Below are 15,895 nucleotides of genomic sequence, written 5' to 3' on the forward strand. Positions count from 1 at the left end.
CTGAGACATTTAGGTCAGGCTGACCATCACATTAAGCACCGTTTCCCATGCTCGGAGACGGTGCTTTTCTCTTAAGTGAACGGTATTACCCGCAAGCGGGGCCTTTTTTCATCGCGCGCCAGCGCCTCGGCTAGCTATCCGGGAACATCTGCCAACGTCCGTCCTTCAACATCTGCAAAGGCCGGTAAGTCGACTTGTACGACATCTTGCGACACTCCTCGATCCAATAACCGAGATAGACATAGGGCAGTCCAAACGCCTTAGCCTGTTCGATTTGCCACAACACGTTGTATACGCCCAGGCTCATATGCGCATCGGCAGGATCATAAAAGGTGTACACCGCGGACAAGCCATCCATCAGCCTATCCACCAGGCTCACCATCTTGAGCTCGCCATCCAGGCGAAACTCCACCAGATGGCTATCCACGCCGCTTTTCAGAATGAATTCCGAGTATTGCTGGCTGTCATCATCCGACATGCCGCCGCCGACATGGCGGGTTTGCTGATAAAGCCGGTACAGCGCGTAATGTTCGGCGTGAAAGCTTAAAGGCAGCCAGCGCGCCTCAAGCCCTTCTCCGCGCCGCCACACGCGCCGCTGCGTGCGATTCGGCCGAAACTGATCGACCGCCAGACGAACCGGGACGCAAGCCTGACAGGCGTCGCAATAGGGCCGGTAGGTATACAGGCCGCTGCGGCGAAAGCCCAGTCTCACCAGCTGGCTGTACACGCCGCCATCTATCGCCTCAGCGGGAATGGCGACCTGCGAGCGGGCCTGCCGCCCTGACAGATAGCTGCAAGGGTAAGGCGCCGTGGCGTAAAAATGGATGGCCGCGATGGGCCCGGCTTCACGATGGCTCATGTCGATAATGATATTCCCACATCCCGATTGGCTGAGATTGCGCGATCTTCTCCTTCAGCGTAGCAAGAAAAACCTCGCGCGCCAGCAAACGCGCGCCCAGGCTGGCCAAATGCGAGGTGTGCATCTGGCAATCTATCATTTCCACGCCCTGAGCCGCCAAATGCCGGACCATGTGGACAAACGCCAGCTTGGAGGCGTCGGCCCGCCGGGAAAACATCGATTCGCCATAGAACATGCGGCCGATGGAAATGCCGTACAAGCCGCCCGCCAGGCGTCCATCTATCCAGGTTTCAAAACTGTGAGCGAATCCCAGCTGATGCAGGCGGCAATACGCCGCCACCATTTCGGGCACGATCCAGGTGCCGTCCTGGCCGGGGCGCGGCTCGGCGCAGGCGCTCATCACCGCCTCAAAGGCGGTATCGACCCGGATCTCGTAATCGAGATTGCGCAAGGTTTTGGACAAGGAGCGGCTGACCTTGAGCTCGGCAGGGATCAGCACCATGCGCGGCGCGGGCGACCACCAAAGAATGGGCTCGCCAGTGGAAAACCAGGGGAAAATGCCTTGAGAATAAGCCGCCAGGATGCGGCCAGGCGACAAATCCCCGCCGGCGGCCAACAGGCCGTTGGGATGACTCAAGGCCTGCGCGACCGGCGGGAAAACAGGCTCGGGACCGAGCCAGGGTATCATCCGCGGCGACCGGTCTTGCCGAGACAGTCGGGGCACTCGCCGTACATATACAGCGCGTGATCCACAATGCGGTAACCGTGTTGCTCGGCGATGCGGTTCTGCAGCGCTTCGATTTCAGCGTCGAAGAACTCCACCACCTTGCCGCAGCTGACGCACACCATATGGTCGTGGTGGCCGCCTTGATTGAGCTCGTACACGGCCTTGCCGGTTTCGAAATGGTGGCGCACCAGGATGCCGGCCTGCTCGAACTGAGTCAGCACGCGGTAAATGGTGGCGAGGCCGATATCGATGTTTTCGGCAAGCAGTTTGCGATACACGTCTTCCGCCGACATATGGCCGGAATCGGCCTCCTCGAACAGATCGAGGATCTTCAGACGCGGGCCTGTGGCCTTGAGGCCGATATCTTTGAGGTGACTGGCTTTGCTCATCGTGATATAAAGTGAGTCGATTTTCGGATCATGATAAAGCCTTTTGACGGCTTTGCCTAATTACAGCCTCATAAACATTTGAGTCATTCGGAGTATCATGCGCGCCCTGATTTTCGCCGCCGTCATCGCCGTCTCCGGCTGCAGTTCCCTCAATCCCATGGACTGGACCCACAAGATGGAAATCCAGCAGGGCAACTACGTCACCCAAGACGCCGTGGCCAAGCTCAAACCTGGCATGACCCGCTCCCAGGTTCGCTTCCTGCTGGGCACGCCGCTGCTGACTGACGCTTTCCATGCCGACCGCTGGGATTACAAGTATAGCGATGTTCAGAAAGGCAAGCTGGACAAGGATAGCAATAAGCTGCTGACCGTTTACTTCAAGGGCGACACGCTGGACCGCGTCGAGGGCTCCTCCCAGCCCGCCCCGATCAAGCCGCAAGAGGCCTCCGCTCCCGCCCAGGAAGCGAAAAAGCCATGAGCGCGCAAAACATCGTGATCGTAGGCGCCACCGGCCGCATGGGCCGGGTGCTGATCGAATCCGTGCTGGCTACGCCCGGCGCCAAGCTGCACGCGGCGATAGACCGCGTCGACTCCGGTTTCATCGGCCAGGATGCCGGCTTGTTCTGCGGCCGCGCCAGCGGCGTGGCAGTCAGTTCCGACTTCATCGCCGCGCTGGACGGCGCCGACGTGGTCATCGACTTCACCCGCCCGGAAGCCACGCTGGAGCATATGCTGGCCTGCGCCGAGCGCGGCGTGCGCATGGTGATCGGCACCACCGGCTTCGACGACGCCGGCAAGGCCGCCATCCGCGCCGCCGCCGACAAGATCGGCATCGTATTCGCCGCCAACTTCAGCGTCGGCGTCAACCTCACCTTCAAGCTGCTGGACATGGCCGCCAAGGTGTTGAACGAAGGCTACGACATCGAAATCATCGAAGCGCATCACCGCTTCAAGGTGGACGCGCCCTCCGGCACCGCGCTGCGCATGGGCGAAGTCATCGCCGACGCGCTGGGCCGCGACCTGAAGCAATGCGCCGTCTACGGCCGCGAGGGCGTGACCGGCGAACGCGATCCGCAAACCATAGGCTTCGCCACCGTCCGCGGCGGCGATGTGGTGGGCGATCACACCGCGCTGTTCGCCGCGCTGGGCGAACGGGTGGAGATCAGCCATAAAGCCTCCAGCCGCGCCACCTTCGCCAACGGCGCCGTCCGCGCCGCGCGCTGGCTGGCGGAGCGTCCTACCGGTCTCTTCGACATGCAGGACGTGCTGGGCCTCAAATAAGCCCAAGGCGGGGCCCTCCACCCCGCCTTTCACCTTCCCCCATGATCCCACCCCGCCGTCTCGCCCTGCTCCTCGCCGCGCTTCTTGCGCTCACCGCGCTCGCATCGTTAGCGCACCATAGCCAATTGCGGCTTTCCAGCCTGCTGCAGCTGCATCCGCAACCGGAGCTGGAATGGCAATTGCTGCTGCAATTGCGCCTGCCCAGGCTTCTGGCCGCCGCCTCCTCCGGCATGCTGCTGGCCAGCGCCGGCTGCGCCATCCAAGCCCGCTTCCGCAATGCGCTGGCCGAGCCTGGCCTGATCGGCATCAATAGCGGCGCGGCGCTGGCCGCCGCGGCCGCCTTGAGCCTGGGCTGCGGCTTGTACGGCACCGCGACGGCCGGCTTTTGCGGCGGCCTGGCCGCGCTGTTGCTGGTGCGGCTGTTGGGCGACAGCGCAGACGGCAACCGCCTGATCCTCAGCGGCCTGGCGGTCGGCACCCTGCTGGGCAGTCTGCTGACCCTATTGGTTTCCACCCTGCCCGACGGCTCGCTGCGCGTGATCACCTTCTGGCTGATGGGCAGCTTCGCCTCCATCGAATGGCCGCAGGCCTTGATCATGCTGACCGCCGCGCCGCTGATCTGGCTCGTCTTGTTCAGCCGGTGGCGCTTCCTGAACGCGCTGCAGTTGGGGGAAGACACTGCCTACCACCTGGGCTTTTCGGTGCGCCGCCAGGAGTGGCTGATCGTGCTGCTGTCCTCTCTAGCCGCCGGCATCGTGGTCTCCGCTTGCGGCATGATAGGCTTTGTCGGCCTGATGGCGCCCCACTTGGCTCGCCAGCTGATAGGCGGCGATTCGAAGCGCTTGCTGCTTATCGCGCCTCTCCTGGGCGCCTGGCTGACGGTACTGGCCGACGCCATCGCCGGCGGCCTGCTGGCGCCTGCCGAATTGCCGGTAGGGGTGATCACCAGCCTGCTGGGCGCGCCCTTCTTCCTGTGGCTGTTGCGCAAACAAGGGCATCGCCATGCTTGAAGCCCAATCGCTCTCCCTTGTTCGCAACGGGCGGCAATTGCTGCGCGAGGTCAGCCTGAGCCTGCAGCCAGGCGAACTGCTGATGGTGCTGGGCCCCAATGGCGCGGGCAAAAGCAGCCTGCTCAAGCTGCTGTCGGGCCTATGGCCGGCGCAAGAAGGCTCGGTGCGCATAGCCAGGCAAGCCGTCTCTGATATGGACAGCCGCGAACTGGCCGGCTGGCGCGCGGTGCTGGAGCAACACCCAGCCGCGCCGGAAGGCTGGACGGGACAAGAGCTGGCGGCGGCAGGCGCTTATCATTGCCACGCCGACGTTCGCCGCGTTCGCGAGGCCATTCAGCAAGCGCTGGCGGCTACGGACAGCAAACAGCTGGCGCACAGGAAGCTCGACAAACTGTCCGGCGGCGAGAAGCAACGGCTGCAATTGGCCCGCGCGCTATGCCAATTATTCCTGTCCGACCGCGCAGAGCGCTACCTGTTGCTGGATGAACCCACGTCGGCGCTGGATTTCGCCATCGCCGACACGCTGATGGCGGAAGTAGGCCAATTGTGCCGCCGACATCAAATCGGCGGCCTGGCGGTGGTGCACGACCTCAACCTGGCATTGCGCCACGCCGACAAAGTGCTGCTGCTGCATGAAGGCCGATCCGCCGGATTCGGCCCGCGCGACGAAATCATGCGGCAAGAAAAACTGGAGGCGGTATACGGCATACGCCTGGCGGAATTGACGCATCCGGACGCCTCGTTGCGAGCTTTCGTTCCGTGGCGAGGTTCGGAAGATTAAGCTGGCGCAACAATTGCAATGCCAATGCCATCCCAGCCAAAGACCGTCTGGGCAAGTCAATAAAAATGCCAATTGAATTAAATCGTCACCAAGAATAGACTGGACTCCCCGCCCATCAGGAGTCGATATGGATTTGCCCAACGCCTTGCTAACCCTGCCGTTCCCCCTTCGCGGCAGCGGCATCAACCACGAAGACCAACATTTCTCCGGCACGCTCCAACTGCAAATCCTACCCGGCGCGAACATGATTTTGGGTTACGCCGCGCATGGCGAAAACAGCGAGCTTTATCACCAAGAATCCACGCTGCTGGGATGCCTGCCGGATGGGGCGCTTTGCCTCTGGCCGGCCATGGACGAACTACCCTTCATCCTTGCACACCCAGTCACCCGACAGCGACGCCCCTCCACGGATCTGCTGATCGCTGAATTCGCCAGCGGCCCACTGGATGACACCCACCGATTCAGACAGCAAATCTCCATCGAGCTCGATCTGAATGGCCGGCTGCGCTATGCCCACGCCTGGGGACTGCCAGACGGCGAATTTGCCGACCGCTCTTATTGCGATTTCACCTTCACGCCCACGACTGGCCATAGATGACTTCTCCGCCGATTCTCAGACAATGAGGAACGGCGCAGCCCCATTAAAGGAACCGCGCCGTTCGTGATTGCGTCAGCGCTCAGTCAAACGCCAGCAGGCCGTTCCGCGCCTCCACCAGCACCGTGGACTTGGGCGGGTACTTGCCGGCCAGAATCGCCTTGGCCAGCGGATTTTCCAGTTCGGCCTGGATGGCGCGCTTCAGCGGCCGCGCGCCGTACACCGGATCGAAGCCGGCCTCGGACAACAGCGCCAGCGCCTCTTCGCTGATCTGCAGATTCAGGTCCAGCTTGGCCAGGCGGCTCTCCAGGCCCTTGAGCTGGATGCGGGCGATGGATTGGATATGCTTCTCGTCCAGGCCGTGGAACACCACCACCTCGTCGATGCGGTTGATGAACTCCGGCCGGAACTGGGTCTTCACCTCGGCCATCACCGCCAGCTTGATCACCTGGTAGTCGTCGGTGGCCATCGCCTGGATCTGCTGGCTGCCGATGTTCGACGTCATCACGATCACCGTGTTCTTGAAGTCCACGGTGCGGCCCTGGCCGTCGGTCAGCCGGCCATCGTCCAGCACCTGCAGCAGCACATTGAACACGTCCGGATGCGCCTTCTCCACTTCGTCCAGCAGGATTACGCTGTACGGCTTGCGGCGCACCTGCTCGGTCAGGTAACCGCCCTCCTCGTAGCCGACATAGCCCGGAGGCGCGCCGATCAGCCGCGCCACCGAATGCTTCTCCATGTATTCCGACATATCGATGCGGATCAGGTGCTCCTCGCTGTCAAACAAGAAACCGGCCAGCGTCTTGCACAGCTCGGTCTTGCCGACGCCGGTCGGCCCGAGGAACAGGAACGATCCATACGGCTTGTTCGGATCGGCCAGGCCTGAGCGGGAGCGGCGGATGGCATCGGCCACCGCTGTCACCGCCTCATCCTGCCCCACCACGCGCCGGTGCAGCACGTCCTCCATGTTAAGCAGCTTCTCGCGCTCGCCGGTCAGCATCTTGGACACCGGAATGCCGGTGGCGCGGCTGATCACCTCGGCGATTTCCTCCGCCCCCACCTGGGTGCGCAGCAGGCGGTTGGGCTTGGCTTCGCCCTGTTCGCCGGCGGCCTCCGCCTCCTTCAGCCGCGCCTCCAACTGCGGCAACTTGCCGTATTGCAGCTCTGCCAATTTCTGCCAGTCGCCCTTGCGCTTGAGGTCTTCCATGTCCACCTTCAGACGGTCGATTTCCTCCTTGATGCTCTGCGAGCCTTGCTGAGCGGCCTTTTCCGCCTTCCAGATCTCTTCCAGATCGGCATACTCGCGCGACAGGCCGGCGATCTCGTCCTCGATCAGTTGCAGGCGCTTTTGCGAAGCCTCGTCGCTCTCGCGTTTTACCGCCTCGCGCTCGATCTTCAGTTGGATCAGCCGGCGATCCAGCTTGTCCATCGCCTCCGGCTTGGAATCCAACTCCATCTTGATCTTGGACGCGGCTTCGTCGATCAGGTCAATCGCCTTGTCCGGCAGGAAGCGGTCGGTGATGTAGCGCTGGCTCAACTCCGCAGCGGCGACGATGGCCGGGTCGGTGATGTCCACGCCGTGGTGGATTTCGTACTTTTCCTGCAGGCCGCGCAAGATGGCGATGGTGTCCTCGACGGACGGCTCGCCCACCAGCACCTTCTGGAAGCGGCGCTCCAGCGCGGCGTCTTTTTCGATGTACTTGCGGTATTCGTCCAGCGTGGTGGCGCCGATGCAGTGCAATTCGCCGCGCGCCAAAGCGGGCTTGAGCATATTGCCAGCGTCCATCGCGCCATCGGCCTTGCCGGCGCCCACCAGGGTGTGGATTTCGTCGATGAAGATCAGCGTCTGGCCGTCGTCCTTGGCCAGATCGTTCAGCACCGCCTTCAGCCGTTCCTCGAACTCGCCGCGATACTTGGCGCCGGCGATCAAGGCCGCCAGGTCCAGCACCAACAGGCGCTTGTTCTTCAGGCTTTCCGGCACTTCGCCGTTGACGATGCGCTGCGCCAGGCCTTCGACGATGGCGGTCTTGCCCACGCCCGGCTCGCCGATCAGCACCGGGTTGTTCTTGGTGCGGCGCTGCAGCACCTGGATGGCGCGGCGGATTTCGTCGTCGCGGCCTATCACCGGGTCGAGCTTGCCCTGGCGGGCGCGCTCGGTCAGGTCCATGGTGTATTTCTTCAAGGCTTCGCGCTGGCCCTCGGCGTCGGCGCTATTGACGTTCTCGCCGCCGCGCACCGCGTCTATCGCCGCCTGGATGGAGGCGTGGCTGCCGCCGTGCTCCTTCAACAGGCGGCCGGTCTCGCCCTTGTCCTGGCTGAGCGCGGACAGGAACAGCTCGCTGGCGATGAACTCATCGCCCAGCTTCATCGCGATCTTGTCTGTGACATTCAGCAGATTGGCCAGATCGCGCGAGACGGTGATCTCGCCGCCATGGCCCTGCACCCGCGGCAGCCGTTCGATGGCCAGCTTAAGGCCGGCCTTCAGCGCCGGCACATTGACGCCGGCGCGCGCCAGCAGGCCGCCGACGCCGGCTTCGGCGTCGTCCAGCATCGCCAGCAGCAGATGCTGCGGCTCGATATAGGCGTTGTCGCCCGCTACGGCCAGGCTTTGGGCATCGCCCAGCGCCTGTTGGAATTTGGTGGTCAGCTTGTCGAATCGCATGGTTTGCGGCTCCCGTGAAAACTGTCGATGACTTCCATTTTGGGGAGAGCCTCAACCATTTCAAGAGTTGCGTTTTCAAAGGAATTGACTACGCTCAAATCAGAAGGACATGTCCAGATTCTAACTGTTACAACAATTGGATTGTTTCAGGGGAATGTCATGAATCTCTATCGGATTCTGCTGGCTGGACTGGCTCTTCAATCAACCATTTGTCATGCCGATGATTTTTCCTTGCTTGCTTTCGGCGCCTCGGATCATCATGGCTGCACAACCTGCCACTTGAACGAAAGCAATCCCGGCGCGGGCCTGGAGTGGGCATTCTCCGGTGATGACGACCAAGGCAGGTGGTTCACCCGCGCAGGCAGCTATCGTGACTCTTTTCGCAAAACCGCCTATTTTGGCGCGGTCGGCTGGCGCAAGGAGTGGCAAGTGGCAGGGCCTGCCACGCTGGGCATAGGCTTGCAGGGTGGCTATCTTGATGGTTCCGGCCGGCATGGCTTGGCAGCCCTACCCTTCATCAGCATAGGTTTTCGTAAAGTGGCTCTGGAGGTGGGCTACCTTCCCAAAGTCACAGTAGGCGATCACCATGCCAAAACATCGGTCACCACCTTTAACCTTCGCTGGACATTTTAAGCGCGGAAGGTTCTGACCTCCTGCTTGAGCGAATCCGCCAGCGACGCCATTTCGCTGGCGGTTTGCGCCGAGCGCTCCGCCGCTTCATTGCTGGATTCCGCCAAGCGGGCGACATGCGCCACCTGCACCACGATGCTTTCCACCGTTTTTCGCTGCGAGGACAGTTCCTGATTGATGGACGCCACCACGTCCAGCGAACGCCTGGCATCCTCGACGATGGACGCCATCGCCTGCCTGGCGTTGACGGTTATGGCCGCGCCTTCGGAAGCGCAGCTTACCGACTGCCGCATCGCCTGCACGGCCTGTTCGGTAGCCTGCTGCATGGCGGTGATCATGCCGCCTATCTGCTGCGTGGACTGGCTGGTGCGTTCCGCCAACTTGCGCACCTCGTCCGCCACCACGGCGAAGCCGCGCCCCTGCTCGCCCGCGCGCGCCGCCTCGATGGCTGCGTTCAATGCCAGCAGATTGGTCTGATCGGCGATTTCATGGATGACATTGACGATGGCGCTGATCTGCCGCGCGTTCTGCTCCAGCGCCTGCAGGCTGTCCGCCGCGCCATCCAGGGTCACGCCTATCCGGCTGACCTCATCGGCGGCCGCCACCAGGCTTTGGCTGCCGGTTTGCGCCGCCACGCTGGAGGCCTTGGCCGCCTCGCTGGCTTCTTCCGCCACCCGCTCAATCTGCGACACGCCGGCAATCAGCAGATCGGCATGCTCGGACATCTGCTGCGCGCTGCTTTTCTGCTCGCCCGACGAGGCCGCTGCGGCGTCCGCCTTCTGCGACAACTCCTGAGCCGCGCGGTCCAGGTCAAGCGCATGATGGCTGGTGCGATTCAACGCATGCTGAAAACTTTCCAGCAGGCCGTTGAGCGCCTGGCCGATCTCGCCGACTTCATCCATGCGGGCCAAATGCAAGCGGGATTGCAAATCGTGATTGTCCCGTATCGCCGCCACCTCGTTCACCAGCTTGCGCACCGGCCGCGTCACCAAGCGGCGCGCCACCAACCACAAGGCCGCGCCCAGCAGGGGCAAGAGCAGCGCGCAGCCGGCGCCCAGCCACAGCAGCAGTGTCTGATTATCTTTCTGCAAGGCCGCCTTGGACTCGTCGCTGACCACCAGCCAGCCCCATGGCGCAAAGCTGGAATAGGAAATCATATGCGCGCTGCTGCCCTTCTCGTCCGGCAGCCAGGACTCCATATCGCCCTCCTTTTGCTGCAACAGCTCGCGCAGATAGGCCTTGCCGCCCGCATCGAGCGACTGATCCGCAGGCTTGCCGCTCAGCTTGGGATGGAGCAGATATTTGCCGAAATTGGGCGAGCCGGGATTCGCGTCTATCACATCGATATGCCCGCCTTCGGCCAATTTGACCTTGCCCAGCCGCACCAACAGGCTGGCGATGCCCTCAGTGGCGCCCACGCCGACGAAAGTCGCGCCTATCACCTTGCCCTCGGCGTCCTTGATCGGGCTGTAGCTGGTGACGTAATCCTGTCCAAACTGGCTGGACAAGCCGACGTAGCTGTCGCCAGCCTGCAATTTGGCGTATGCCGGAGAGGCGCGCTCCAGGGCGCTGCCCAAGGCCCGGTTGCCATCCTGCTTCAACACCGTGGTGGCGACGCGGACGAAATCGTCGCCGTTCTTCACATAAATGGAAGCGACGTTGCCGCTGACCGTGGAAAAATGATCCACCATCTGCTCATTGCCATTGATCAACACATCGCCCATATACATGGCCGGCAAGGACACGCCGGCCACCTCGGCTTTTTGTCCCGGCTTGAGGCTGAACACGCCTTTGAACTCGGCGAAGAAAACCTTCTCGAACTGCCGCGTGGACAAACGCAGCGACTCGTTGAAACCATCAATCATGTTCAGCGACTGCGCCAACAGCTGGCGCTGCACCTGCTGGGTGCGCTCTTGCATCACCTGTTCGCTGAATCGGTACAGCGGGTAAACAATCGCCGCCGCCGCCAAAACCAGCAGCAGAATTTGCGTCAACACCAGCCTGCTGCCTATGCTCATCGCCCGTTTCATCTCCCGCCTCCCTGCCGCAGCGGCCGCTCGACACGGCGGCCTGCTGCAACTGATGAATTCTATTCCAAGCCATTGTTGAATAAAGAGAAAGCTTTCATCCATCCGCAAAATTGCCGCACCGCAATGACATTGTCAATAAGTATGCGCCAAGTTTACAGCGCGCCTACCCAGGCGGACAGCCGTATCCCGCCCGCGCCTGGCCTGTCATCCGACGACATGCGACAATGCCGCATTACTTTCCGCCCGACGCTCCGCCTGCCGCCGCAGGCCGCCTACGCATGACAAGCTCTCAACAAGAACCTTCCCGCGCCGCCCTGGAATGGCAAGACGGCCAGCCGTTTTCCGTCGTGTTCGGCGATGTCTACTTTTCCCGCGACGCCGGCCTGGACGAAACCCGCCATGTTTTTCTGCGCCACAACCAACTGCAAGAGCGCTTCGCCGCGCTGCCCGAGGACGGCGGCTTCTGCATCGCCGAAACCGGCTTCGGCACCGGCCTCAACTTTCTGTGCGCCTGGCAACTGTTCGATGCCCATGCGCCGGCCGGCGCGCGCTTGCACTTTGTCAGCGCCGAAAAATTTCCGCTGTCTCCGGATGACTTGCGCCAGGCACTGAATCTATGGCCGGAACTGCAGCCATGGTCCGCTCCGCTGCTGGCCCAATACGGCGAGATGACGCCCGGCTGGCACCGTTTGCCACTGGCCGGCGGCCGCGCAACCCTGACATTGATGATAGGCGATGTGCTGGACGTATTGCCGCAGCTTGACGCCCGCGTCGACGCCTGGTTTCTGGACGGTTTCGCGCCAGCCAAAAATCCGGACATGTGGCAGCAAAGCCTGTTTGACCAAATGGCCAGGCTGTCGGCCCCGGGTGCCAGTTTCGCCACCTTCACCAGCGCCGGCATCGTGCGGCGCGGTTTGGCGGCGGCCGGATTCGAAGTGAAAAAAGCGCCGGGGCATGGCCAGAAGCGCCACATCAGCCAAGGCTGGCTGCGTGAGCCGCCCAAGCAAGACTGGCAAGCGCCCTGGTATGCCCGCCCCAATGCGCAATGGCCTGAGCGCAGCGCCATCGTCATCGGCGGCGGACTGGCCGGCGCGGCCAGCGCCCACAGTCTGGCGCAACGCGGCTGGCAAGTGACGCTGCTGGAAAAGCTGCCCGCCCTGGCCGGCGCGGCCTCCGGCAATCCGCAGGGCGTGCTCTACACCAAGCTGTCGCCGCATCTGACGCCGCTCACCCGGCTGGTGCTGTCCGGCTACGCCTACAGCCTGCGCTTATTGCAAGACAAGCTGCCAGTCGGCGAGGACTGGGATGACTGCGGCGTGCTGCAACTGCCGCAGGATCAAAAAGAAGCGGACAAGCAGAGCGCCTTGGCCGCGCTGGGCTTGGGTGAAAAAGTGATGCGCGAGCTCGGTCAACCGCAAGCGGAGGCGATAGCCGGCCTGCCGCTGCCATCCGGCGGATTGTTCTTCGAGCAAGGCGGCTGGGTGCATCCGCCGGCCTTGGTCGCCGCCTTGGCCGCGCATCCCAATATCGCCATTCAAACGCATCGTGAAGCCTTGTCCCTGCGCTACGACGAGGCAAGCCGGCTATGGACCGCCGGCAGCAGCGAAACGGATCTCGCCAGCGCCGCCGTGGTGGTGCTGGCCGGCGCGGCGGAGACCCGGCAATTCGAAGCCGCCCGCCACCTGCCGCTCAAAGCCATACGCGGCCAGATCAGCGCGATGGCGGCGACCGAAACCAGCAGCCGGCTACGCGCCGTCGTGTGCGGGGAAAGTTATATCTCGCCGGCCCGGAATGGCAGCCACTGCCTGGGCGCGACCTTTAAATTCGACACCGACGATCTGTCAGTCAAAGATGAGGAGCACGCGGAAAATCTGCAGATGCTGGCCAAGCTTGCTCCCGCCTTGCATCAAAGCCTGGCAGGCGACGGCCAAGCGCCGATTGGCGGCCGCGCCGCCTTCCGCTGCACCAGCCCCGATTACATGCCGCTGGTCGGCCCGCTGGTCGATGCCCGCCGCTTTGTCCAGACCTACCGCGAGATGGCCCGCGACGCGACTAACCGGCCAGAGGCCGACAGCCCTTGGTTGCCGGGGCTGTTCGTCAATGTCGCTCACGGCTCGCGCGGGCTGATCACCGCGCCCTTGGCCGGCGAAGTCTTGGCGGCTTATCTGGAAAACGAGCCGGCGCCGCTGCCCCTGGACCTGATGCAAGCCGTCCACCCCAGCCGCTTCCTACTGCGCGACCTGATCCGCCGCAAACTCGATCCGGACGCTGTTTAATCCGTCCCCGCGGCCGGGAGCGATCGCTCAATCGCCTCCCGGATGCCGTCCGGAATCGGCACCGACTTTTCGGCCTTGTAGTCCACCCATACCAGCAACACCTCGGCGCTGGCGTAGACCACGCCGGGATCGTCCTGACGATAAAAGTGATGACGCAGCTTGAGGCTGCTGCGGCCTAGTTTTTCCAGCTCTATGGTGATGTCCAGCGTGGCCGGATAGGTCAGCTGTTTGCGGAAGGCGCAACTGGTGCTGGCCAGCACCGGGCCTATGCCTTCCGGTTCGATCCCATAGCCCAGGCCATTGAGCCAGTCGATCCGAACCTGCTCCAGATAGCGGAAGTAATAAGTGTTGTTCAGATGCCCGACCGCATCCATGTCCCCCGAGCGCATCGTGATGGCCCGCGTATCCAAAACCGGCAGTTCATGCGTCACAACTCTCTCCCGCGACTCGTTAGAAATGTCCAAATCATAACCCGATTACTCCGCCGCGCCTGCGCCTTGCCGTTTTTGGCATATTCCACCCCAGTGTTTTGCTGAAATGTTAAGGCGAATGGCATTTCTATTACACCTCGTCACAGAAGGCCTCAACAATCACGCTACCGCCCAAACCCCGCCGCAGAGATAATCACTCCGTCAGTTCGCGATGCCCGCAAGGCTTAGCGAGCCGGACGCGACCGGATGATTGCGCCGCCAGGCCAAAAATCTGGTCACCTGAGCGAAGGTGCAATTCAGAGCCCCGATGGGGCTCTTTTTTTTGGCCCCGCTCCGCCAGGCCTCAACCATCCCCCTCTCCTGCGCCGCAATCCATCCGCCTGTACGCCAAGCCAGGAGCCGGGCAAAATGCATGCACCTCACCAAACCTTCGTCCGACGCCATGTGGAAATCCATACTCGCCATCGCCATTGGCGCCGCCTCCGGCGCGCTGCTGCGCTGGTTTCTCGGCATGCGCCTGAACAGCCTGTTTCCTTCGCTGCCGCCCGGCACCCTGGCGGCCAATCTGATAGGCGGCTACATCATAGGCCTGGCCGTCGCGCTGTTCGCCGACATGCCCGGCTTGTCTCCGCTGTGGAGGCTCCTGATCATCACCGGCTTCTGCGGCGGCCTCACCACCTTTTCCACGTTTTCGGCCGAAGTGGTGGACTTGCTGCGCCAAGGCCAATTGCTGCCCGCCTTCAGCGCCATCGCCGTTCACGTTAGCGGCTCCTTGCTGATGACCCTGGCCGGCATGGCAAGTTGGCAGTGGATGCGCCGGTAGCGCCCCATATCTTGCGACGCCTATCCCGTCACTCGCCGCACATCTCCTTAGAGCTACTAACAAAACCCTGATGCTGCGTTGCGCTGACTTGCCGTACTGCTTGCACTGTCTGTGTCAGTGCGCCTTGCCTCAGGTGCTCTACGAGGTTTTGTTAGCAGCTTTTAGTTGATTCAATTCAACAAACCTCTCCAATACCATAATTTGTATTGCAATGAGGATTCGCGTTGTTGCATAAATCCTGAACAGCGCGAGACACCCTTTCCCCAAACGGATTTACGCCACAGCCACCATGCAAGGACAGCCCAGCATACTGCTGCGGTTCAAAGCGCTACGCGCACTTGTCGCTCTGCCACTTGACCATCGAAATGCCGGGCCCTCACCCTTTCACCCTGCAGTTTGAACCAATGCATCTTGGTTTGCACCAAGCTGCGGTGGTGGTAGCCGCTCCAACTCTGCCAAAGCGCTCTGCCGAGTTGTTTGCGGCCCGGAGAGTTTCGTTTCGTACCAGCACACCCAGCAAGCTTCCTTTCCATGGCCTCGCATTCTTGCGCGTCGTGATGCACCCGATCGCTCCTCAAGCGGCAATCGCTTCATGGCACGCCTTGGCATCGAAAACCCCATCACCGCTCACACAGGCTATCGACTCACCGGCCGGGATTTGCGTCAATAGCGAAGGTAAATTTGCGTATATTCCTGGCGGTTGTCTGTCAGCTCGATGGCGTGAGTTTGCCTCACCATGACGCCACCATGCCAACCTAGGGGAGGGGCGTCCATACCATTAACAAAACCCCAATCACACCCACAATAAAACATGACAATAACATGTCAAGTAAATTGAATAAAAACCATACGTAAAAGTAATTTCAGAAAAAGACCAACTGGGCTAAACCATATCGAAACAAGCAAAAATGACACAGTAATATTCGGTGCGCGCAAACTTTTTTGACAAATATTAAAATCAAGAAAATAATCAACCTCGATTCCATAGAAAATCACTTAACCTGTGCCAATCTGTAAAAAGTAATTTTCATGAAATCGCACCTCCAATCTCAAAGAAGGAATTTAAAATGCTAAACAATGATCTGAAATATCAAATTAGCGAACTGATTGAAATGGGAAAAATTGAAGAACAAGATCTTCAATATATTTCTGGCGGCATACAGTATGACGCAGAGGATAGCTGCTCAAGAGGCTATAAAGTTGTAACATGTGAAGATAATTACTCTAGCGCTCAGTAATTAACAATAGCAGCCCCGAAAATCACATCTTTTGGGGCTGCTCCTCACACCAAACAAACATAAGCAATAAAATAATACAGCTTAACCATTATTGAGCACCCAATTGCAGCACATGATTACATCTCATCACTCGAAAATTGAAAACACCCCACACCAAATTTAT

Annotated in this window: 15 protein-coding genes and 1 pseudogene; 9 read left to right on the plus strand and 7 right to left on the minus strand. The window is 61.1% G+C overall.

Features of this window, described 5'->3' with window-relative positions:
- Nucleotides 1–130 precede the first annotated feature (130 nt).
- The 3 genes from NKT35_RS21415 to fur are packed head-to-tail and all read right to left on the minus strand — an operon-like array spanning nucleotide 131 to nucleotide 1,975.
- Nucleotides 131–859, minus strand: coding sequence for an arginyltransferase (locus NKT35_RS21415; protein WP_254297087.1), 729 nt, complete (start codon nucleotides 857–859; stop codon nucleotides 131–133).
- On the minus strand, nucleotides 846–1,496 hold the full coding sequence (gene aat, locus NKT35_RS21420; RefSeq protein ID WP_254297089.1) for a leucyl/phenylalanyl-tRNA--protein transferase: 651 nt from the start codon (nucleotides 1,494–1,496) through the stop codon (nucleotides 846–848). The genes NKT35_RS21415 and aat overlap by 14 nt, the downstream gene beginning before the upstream one ends.
- A 47-nt stretch (nucleotides 1,497–1,543) precedes the next feature.
- Nucleotides 1,544–1,975 (minus strand): ferric iron uptake transcriptional regulator, encoded by a 432-nt coding sequence (gene fur / locus NKT35_RS21425; protein WP_254297091.1) that lies wholly within the window; start codon nucleotides 1,973–1,975, stop codon nucleotides 1,544–1,546.
- A gap of 97 nt (nucleotides 1,976–2,072) precedes the next feature.
- On the opposite strand from fur, the gene NKT35_RS21430 reads away from it, so the two are divergent.
- The 5 genes from NKT35_RS21430 (at nucleotide 2,073) to NKT35_RS21450 (ending at nucleotide 5,645) form a co-directional block, all read left to right on the plus strand.
- Nucleotides 2,073–2,453, plus strand: coding sequence for an outer membrane protein assembly factor BamE (locus tag NKT35_RS21430; protein ID WP_254297093.1), 381 nt, complete (start codon nucleotides 2,073–2,075; stop codon nucleotides 2,451–2,453).
- Nucleotides 2,450–3,256 (plus strand): 4-hydroxy-tetrahydrodipicolinate reductase, encoded by an 807-nt coding sequence (dapB, locus tag NKT35_RS21435; protein ID WP_254297095.1) that lies wholly within the window; start codon nucleotides 2,450–2,452, stop codon nucleotides 3,254–3,256. The genes NKT35_RS21430 and dapB overlap by 4 nt, the downstream gene beginning before the upstream one ends.
- Before the next feature lie 41 nt (nucleotides 3,257–3,297).
- Complete coding sequence (locus tag NKT35_RS21440; RefSeq protein ID WP_371926404.1) at nucleotides 3,298–4,266, plus strand: FecCD family ABC transporter permease; 969 nt, start codon at nucleotides 3,298–3,300, stop codon at nucleotides 4,264–4,266.
- Nucleotides 4,259–5,047, plus strand: a complete 789-nt coding sequence (locus NKT35_RS21445; RefSeq protein WP_254297100.1) for an ATP-binding cassette domain-containing protein — start codon at nucleotides 4,259–4,261, stop codon at nucleotides 5,045–5,047. Before NKT35_RS21440 ends, NKT35_RS21445 begins: the two co-directional genes overlap by 8 nt.
- Before the next feature lie 127 nt (nucleotides 5,048–5,174).
- Nucleotides 5,175–5,645, plus strand: a complete 471-nt coding sequence (locus NKT35_RS21450) for a hypothetical protein (RefSeq protein ID WP_254297102.1) — start codon at nucleotides 5,175–5,177, stop codon at nucleotides 5,643–5,645.
- Between the two features lie 79 nt (nucleotides 5,646–5,724).
- Here NKT35_RS21450 and clpB read toward each other — a convergent pair whose 3' ends face one another.
- Nucleotides 5,725–8,304, minus strand: coding sequence for an ATP-dependent chaperone ClpB (gene clpB / locus NKT35_RS21455; RefSeq protein WP_254297104.1), 2,580 nt, complete (start codon nucleotides 8,302–8,304; stop codon nucleotides 5,725–5,727).
- Nucleotides 8,305–8,331: 27 nt separating this feature from the next.
- On the opposite strand from clpB, the gene NKT35_RS21460 reads away from it, so the two are divergent.
- Complete coding sequence (locus NKT35_RS21460; RefSeq protein WP_254297106.1) at nucleotides 8,332–8,937, plus strand: hypothetical protein; 606 nt, start codon at nucleotides 8,332–8,334, stop codon at nucleotides 8,935–8,937.
- Here the strand turns inward: NKT35_RS21460 and NKT35_RS21465 are convergent.
- Nucleotides 8,934–10,964, minus strand: coding sequence for a methyl-accepting chemotaxis protein (locus tag NKT35_RS21465; protein WP_254297108.1), 2,031 nt, complete (start codon nucleotides 10,962–10,964; stop codon nucleotides 8,934–8,936). The two genes, NKT35_RS21460 and NKT35_RS21465, sit on opposite strands and share 4 nt — an antisense overlap.
- Before the next feature lie 278 nt (nucleotides 10,965–11,242).
- Here NKT35_RS21465 and mnmC point away from each other — a divergent pair, with 278 nt between their 5' ends.
- Entirely contained in the window at nucleotides 11,243–13,240 is a 1,998-nt protein-coding gene (gene mnmC, locus NKT35_RS21470; RefSeq protein ID WP_254297111.1) for a bifunctional tRNA (5-methylaminomethyl-2-thiouridine)(34)-methyltransferase MnmC2/FAD-dependent 5-carboxymethylaminomethyl-2-thiouridine(34) oxidoreductase MnmC1, read from the plus strand.
- Here the strand turns inward: mnmC and NKT35_RS21475 are convergent.
- Entirely contained in the window at nucleotides 13,237–13,671 is a 435-nt protein-coding gene (locus tag NKT35_RS21475) for an acyl-CoA thioesterase (protein ID WP_254297113.1), read from the minus strand. The genes mnmC and NKT35_RS21475 overlap by 4 nt on opposite strands.
- Before the next feature lie 412 nt (nucleotides 13,672–14,083).
- Between NKT35_RS21475 and crcB the strand changes: the two genes are divergently transcribed.
- A complete protein-coding gene (crcB, locus tag NKT35_RS21480; protein WP_505190930.1) occupies nucleotides 14,084–14,494 on the plus strand; it encodes a fluoride efflux transporter CrcB in 411 nt (136 codons plus the stop codon).
- A gap of 273 nt (nucleotides 14,495–14,767) precedes the next feature.
- On the opposite strand, the pseudogene NKT35_RS21485 reads toward crcB, so the two are convergent.
- A pseudogene (locus NKT35_RS21485) lies at nucleotides 14,768–15,223 on the minus strand (transposase); the annotation flags it as partial.
- A 338-nt stretch (nucleotides 15,224–15,561) separates the two neighbouring features.
- Here NKT35_RS21485 and NKT35_RS21490 point away from each other — a divergent pair.
- Nucleotides 15,562–15,732, plus strand: a complete 171-nt coding sequence (locus tag NKT35_RS21490) for a hypothetical protein (protein ID WP_254297115.1) — start codon at nucleotides 15,562–15,564, stop codon at nucleotides 15,730–15,732.
- Nucleotides 15,733–15,895: the final 163 nt, after the last annotated feature.

This window comes from Chromobacterium sp. IIBBL 290-4, from assembly GCF_024207115.1.
Classification (GTDB): Bacteria; Pseudomonadota; Gammaproteobacteria; order Burkholderiales; family Chromobacteriaceae; genus Chromobacterium.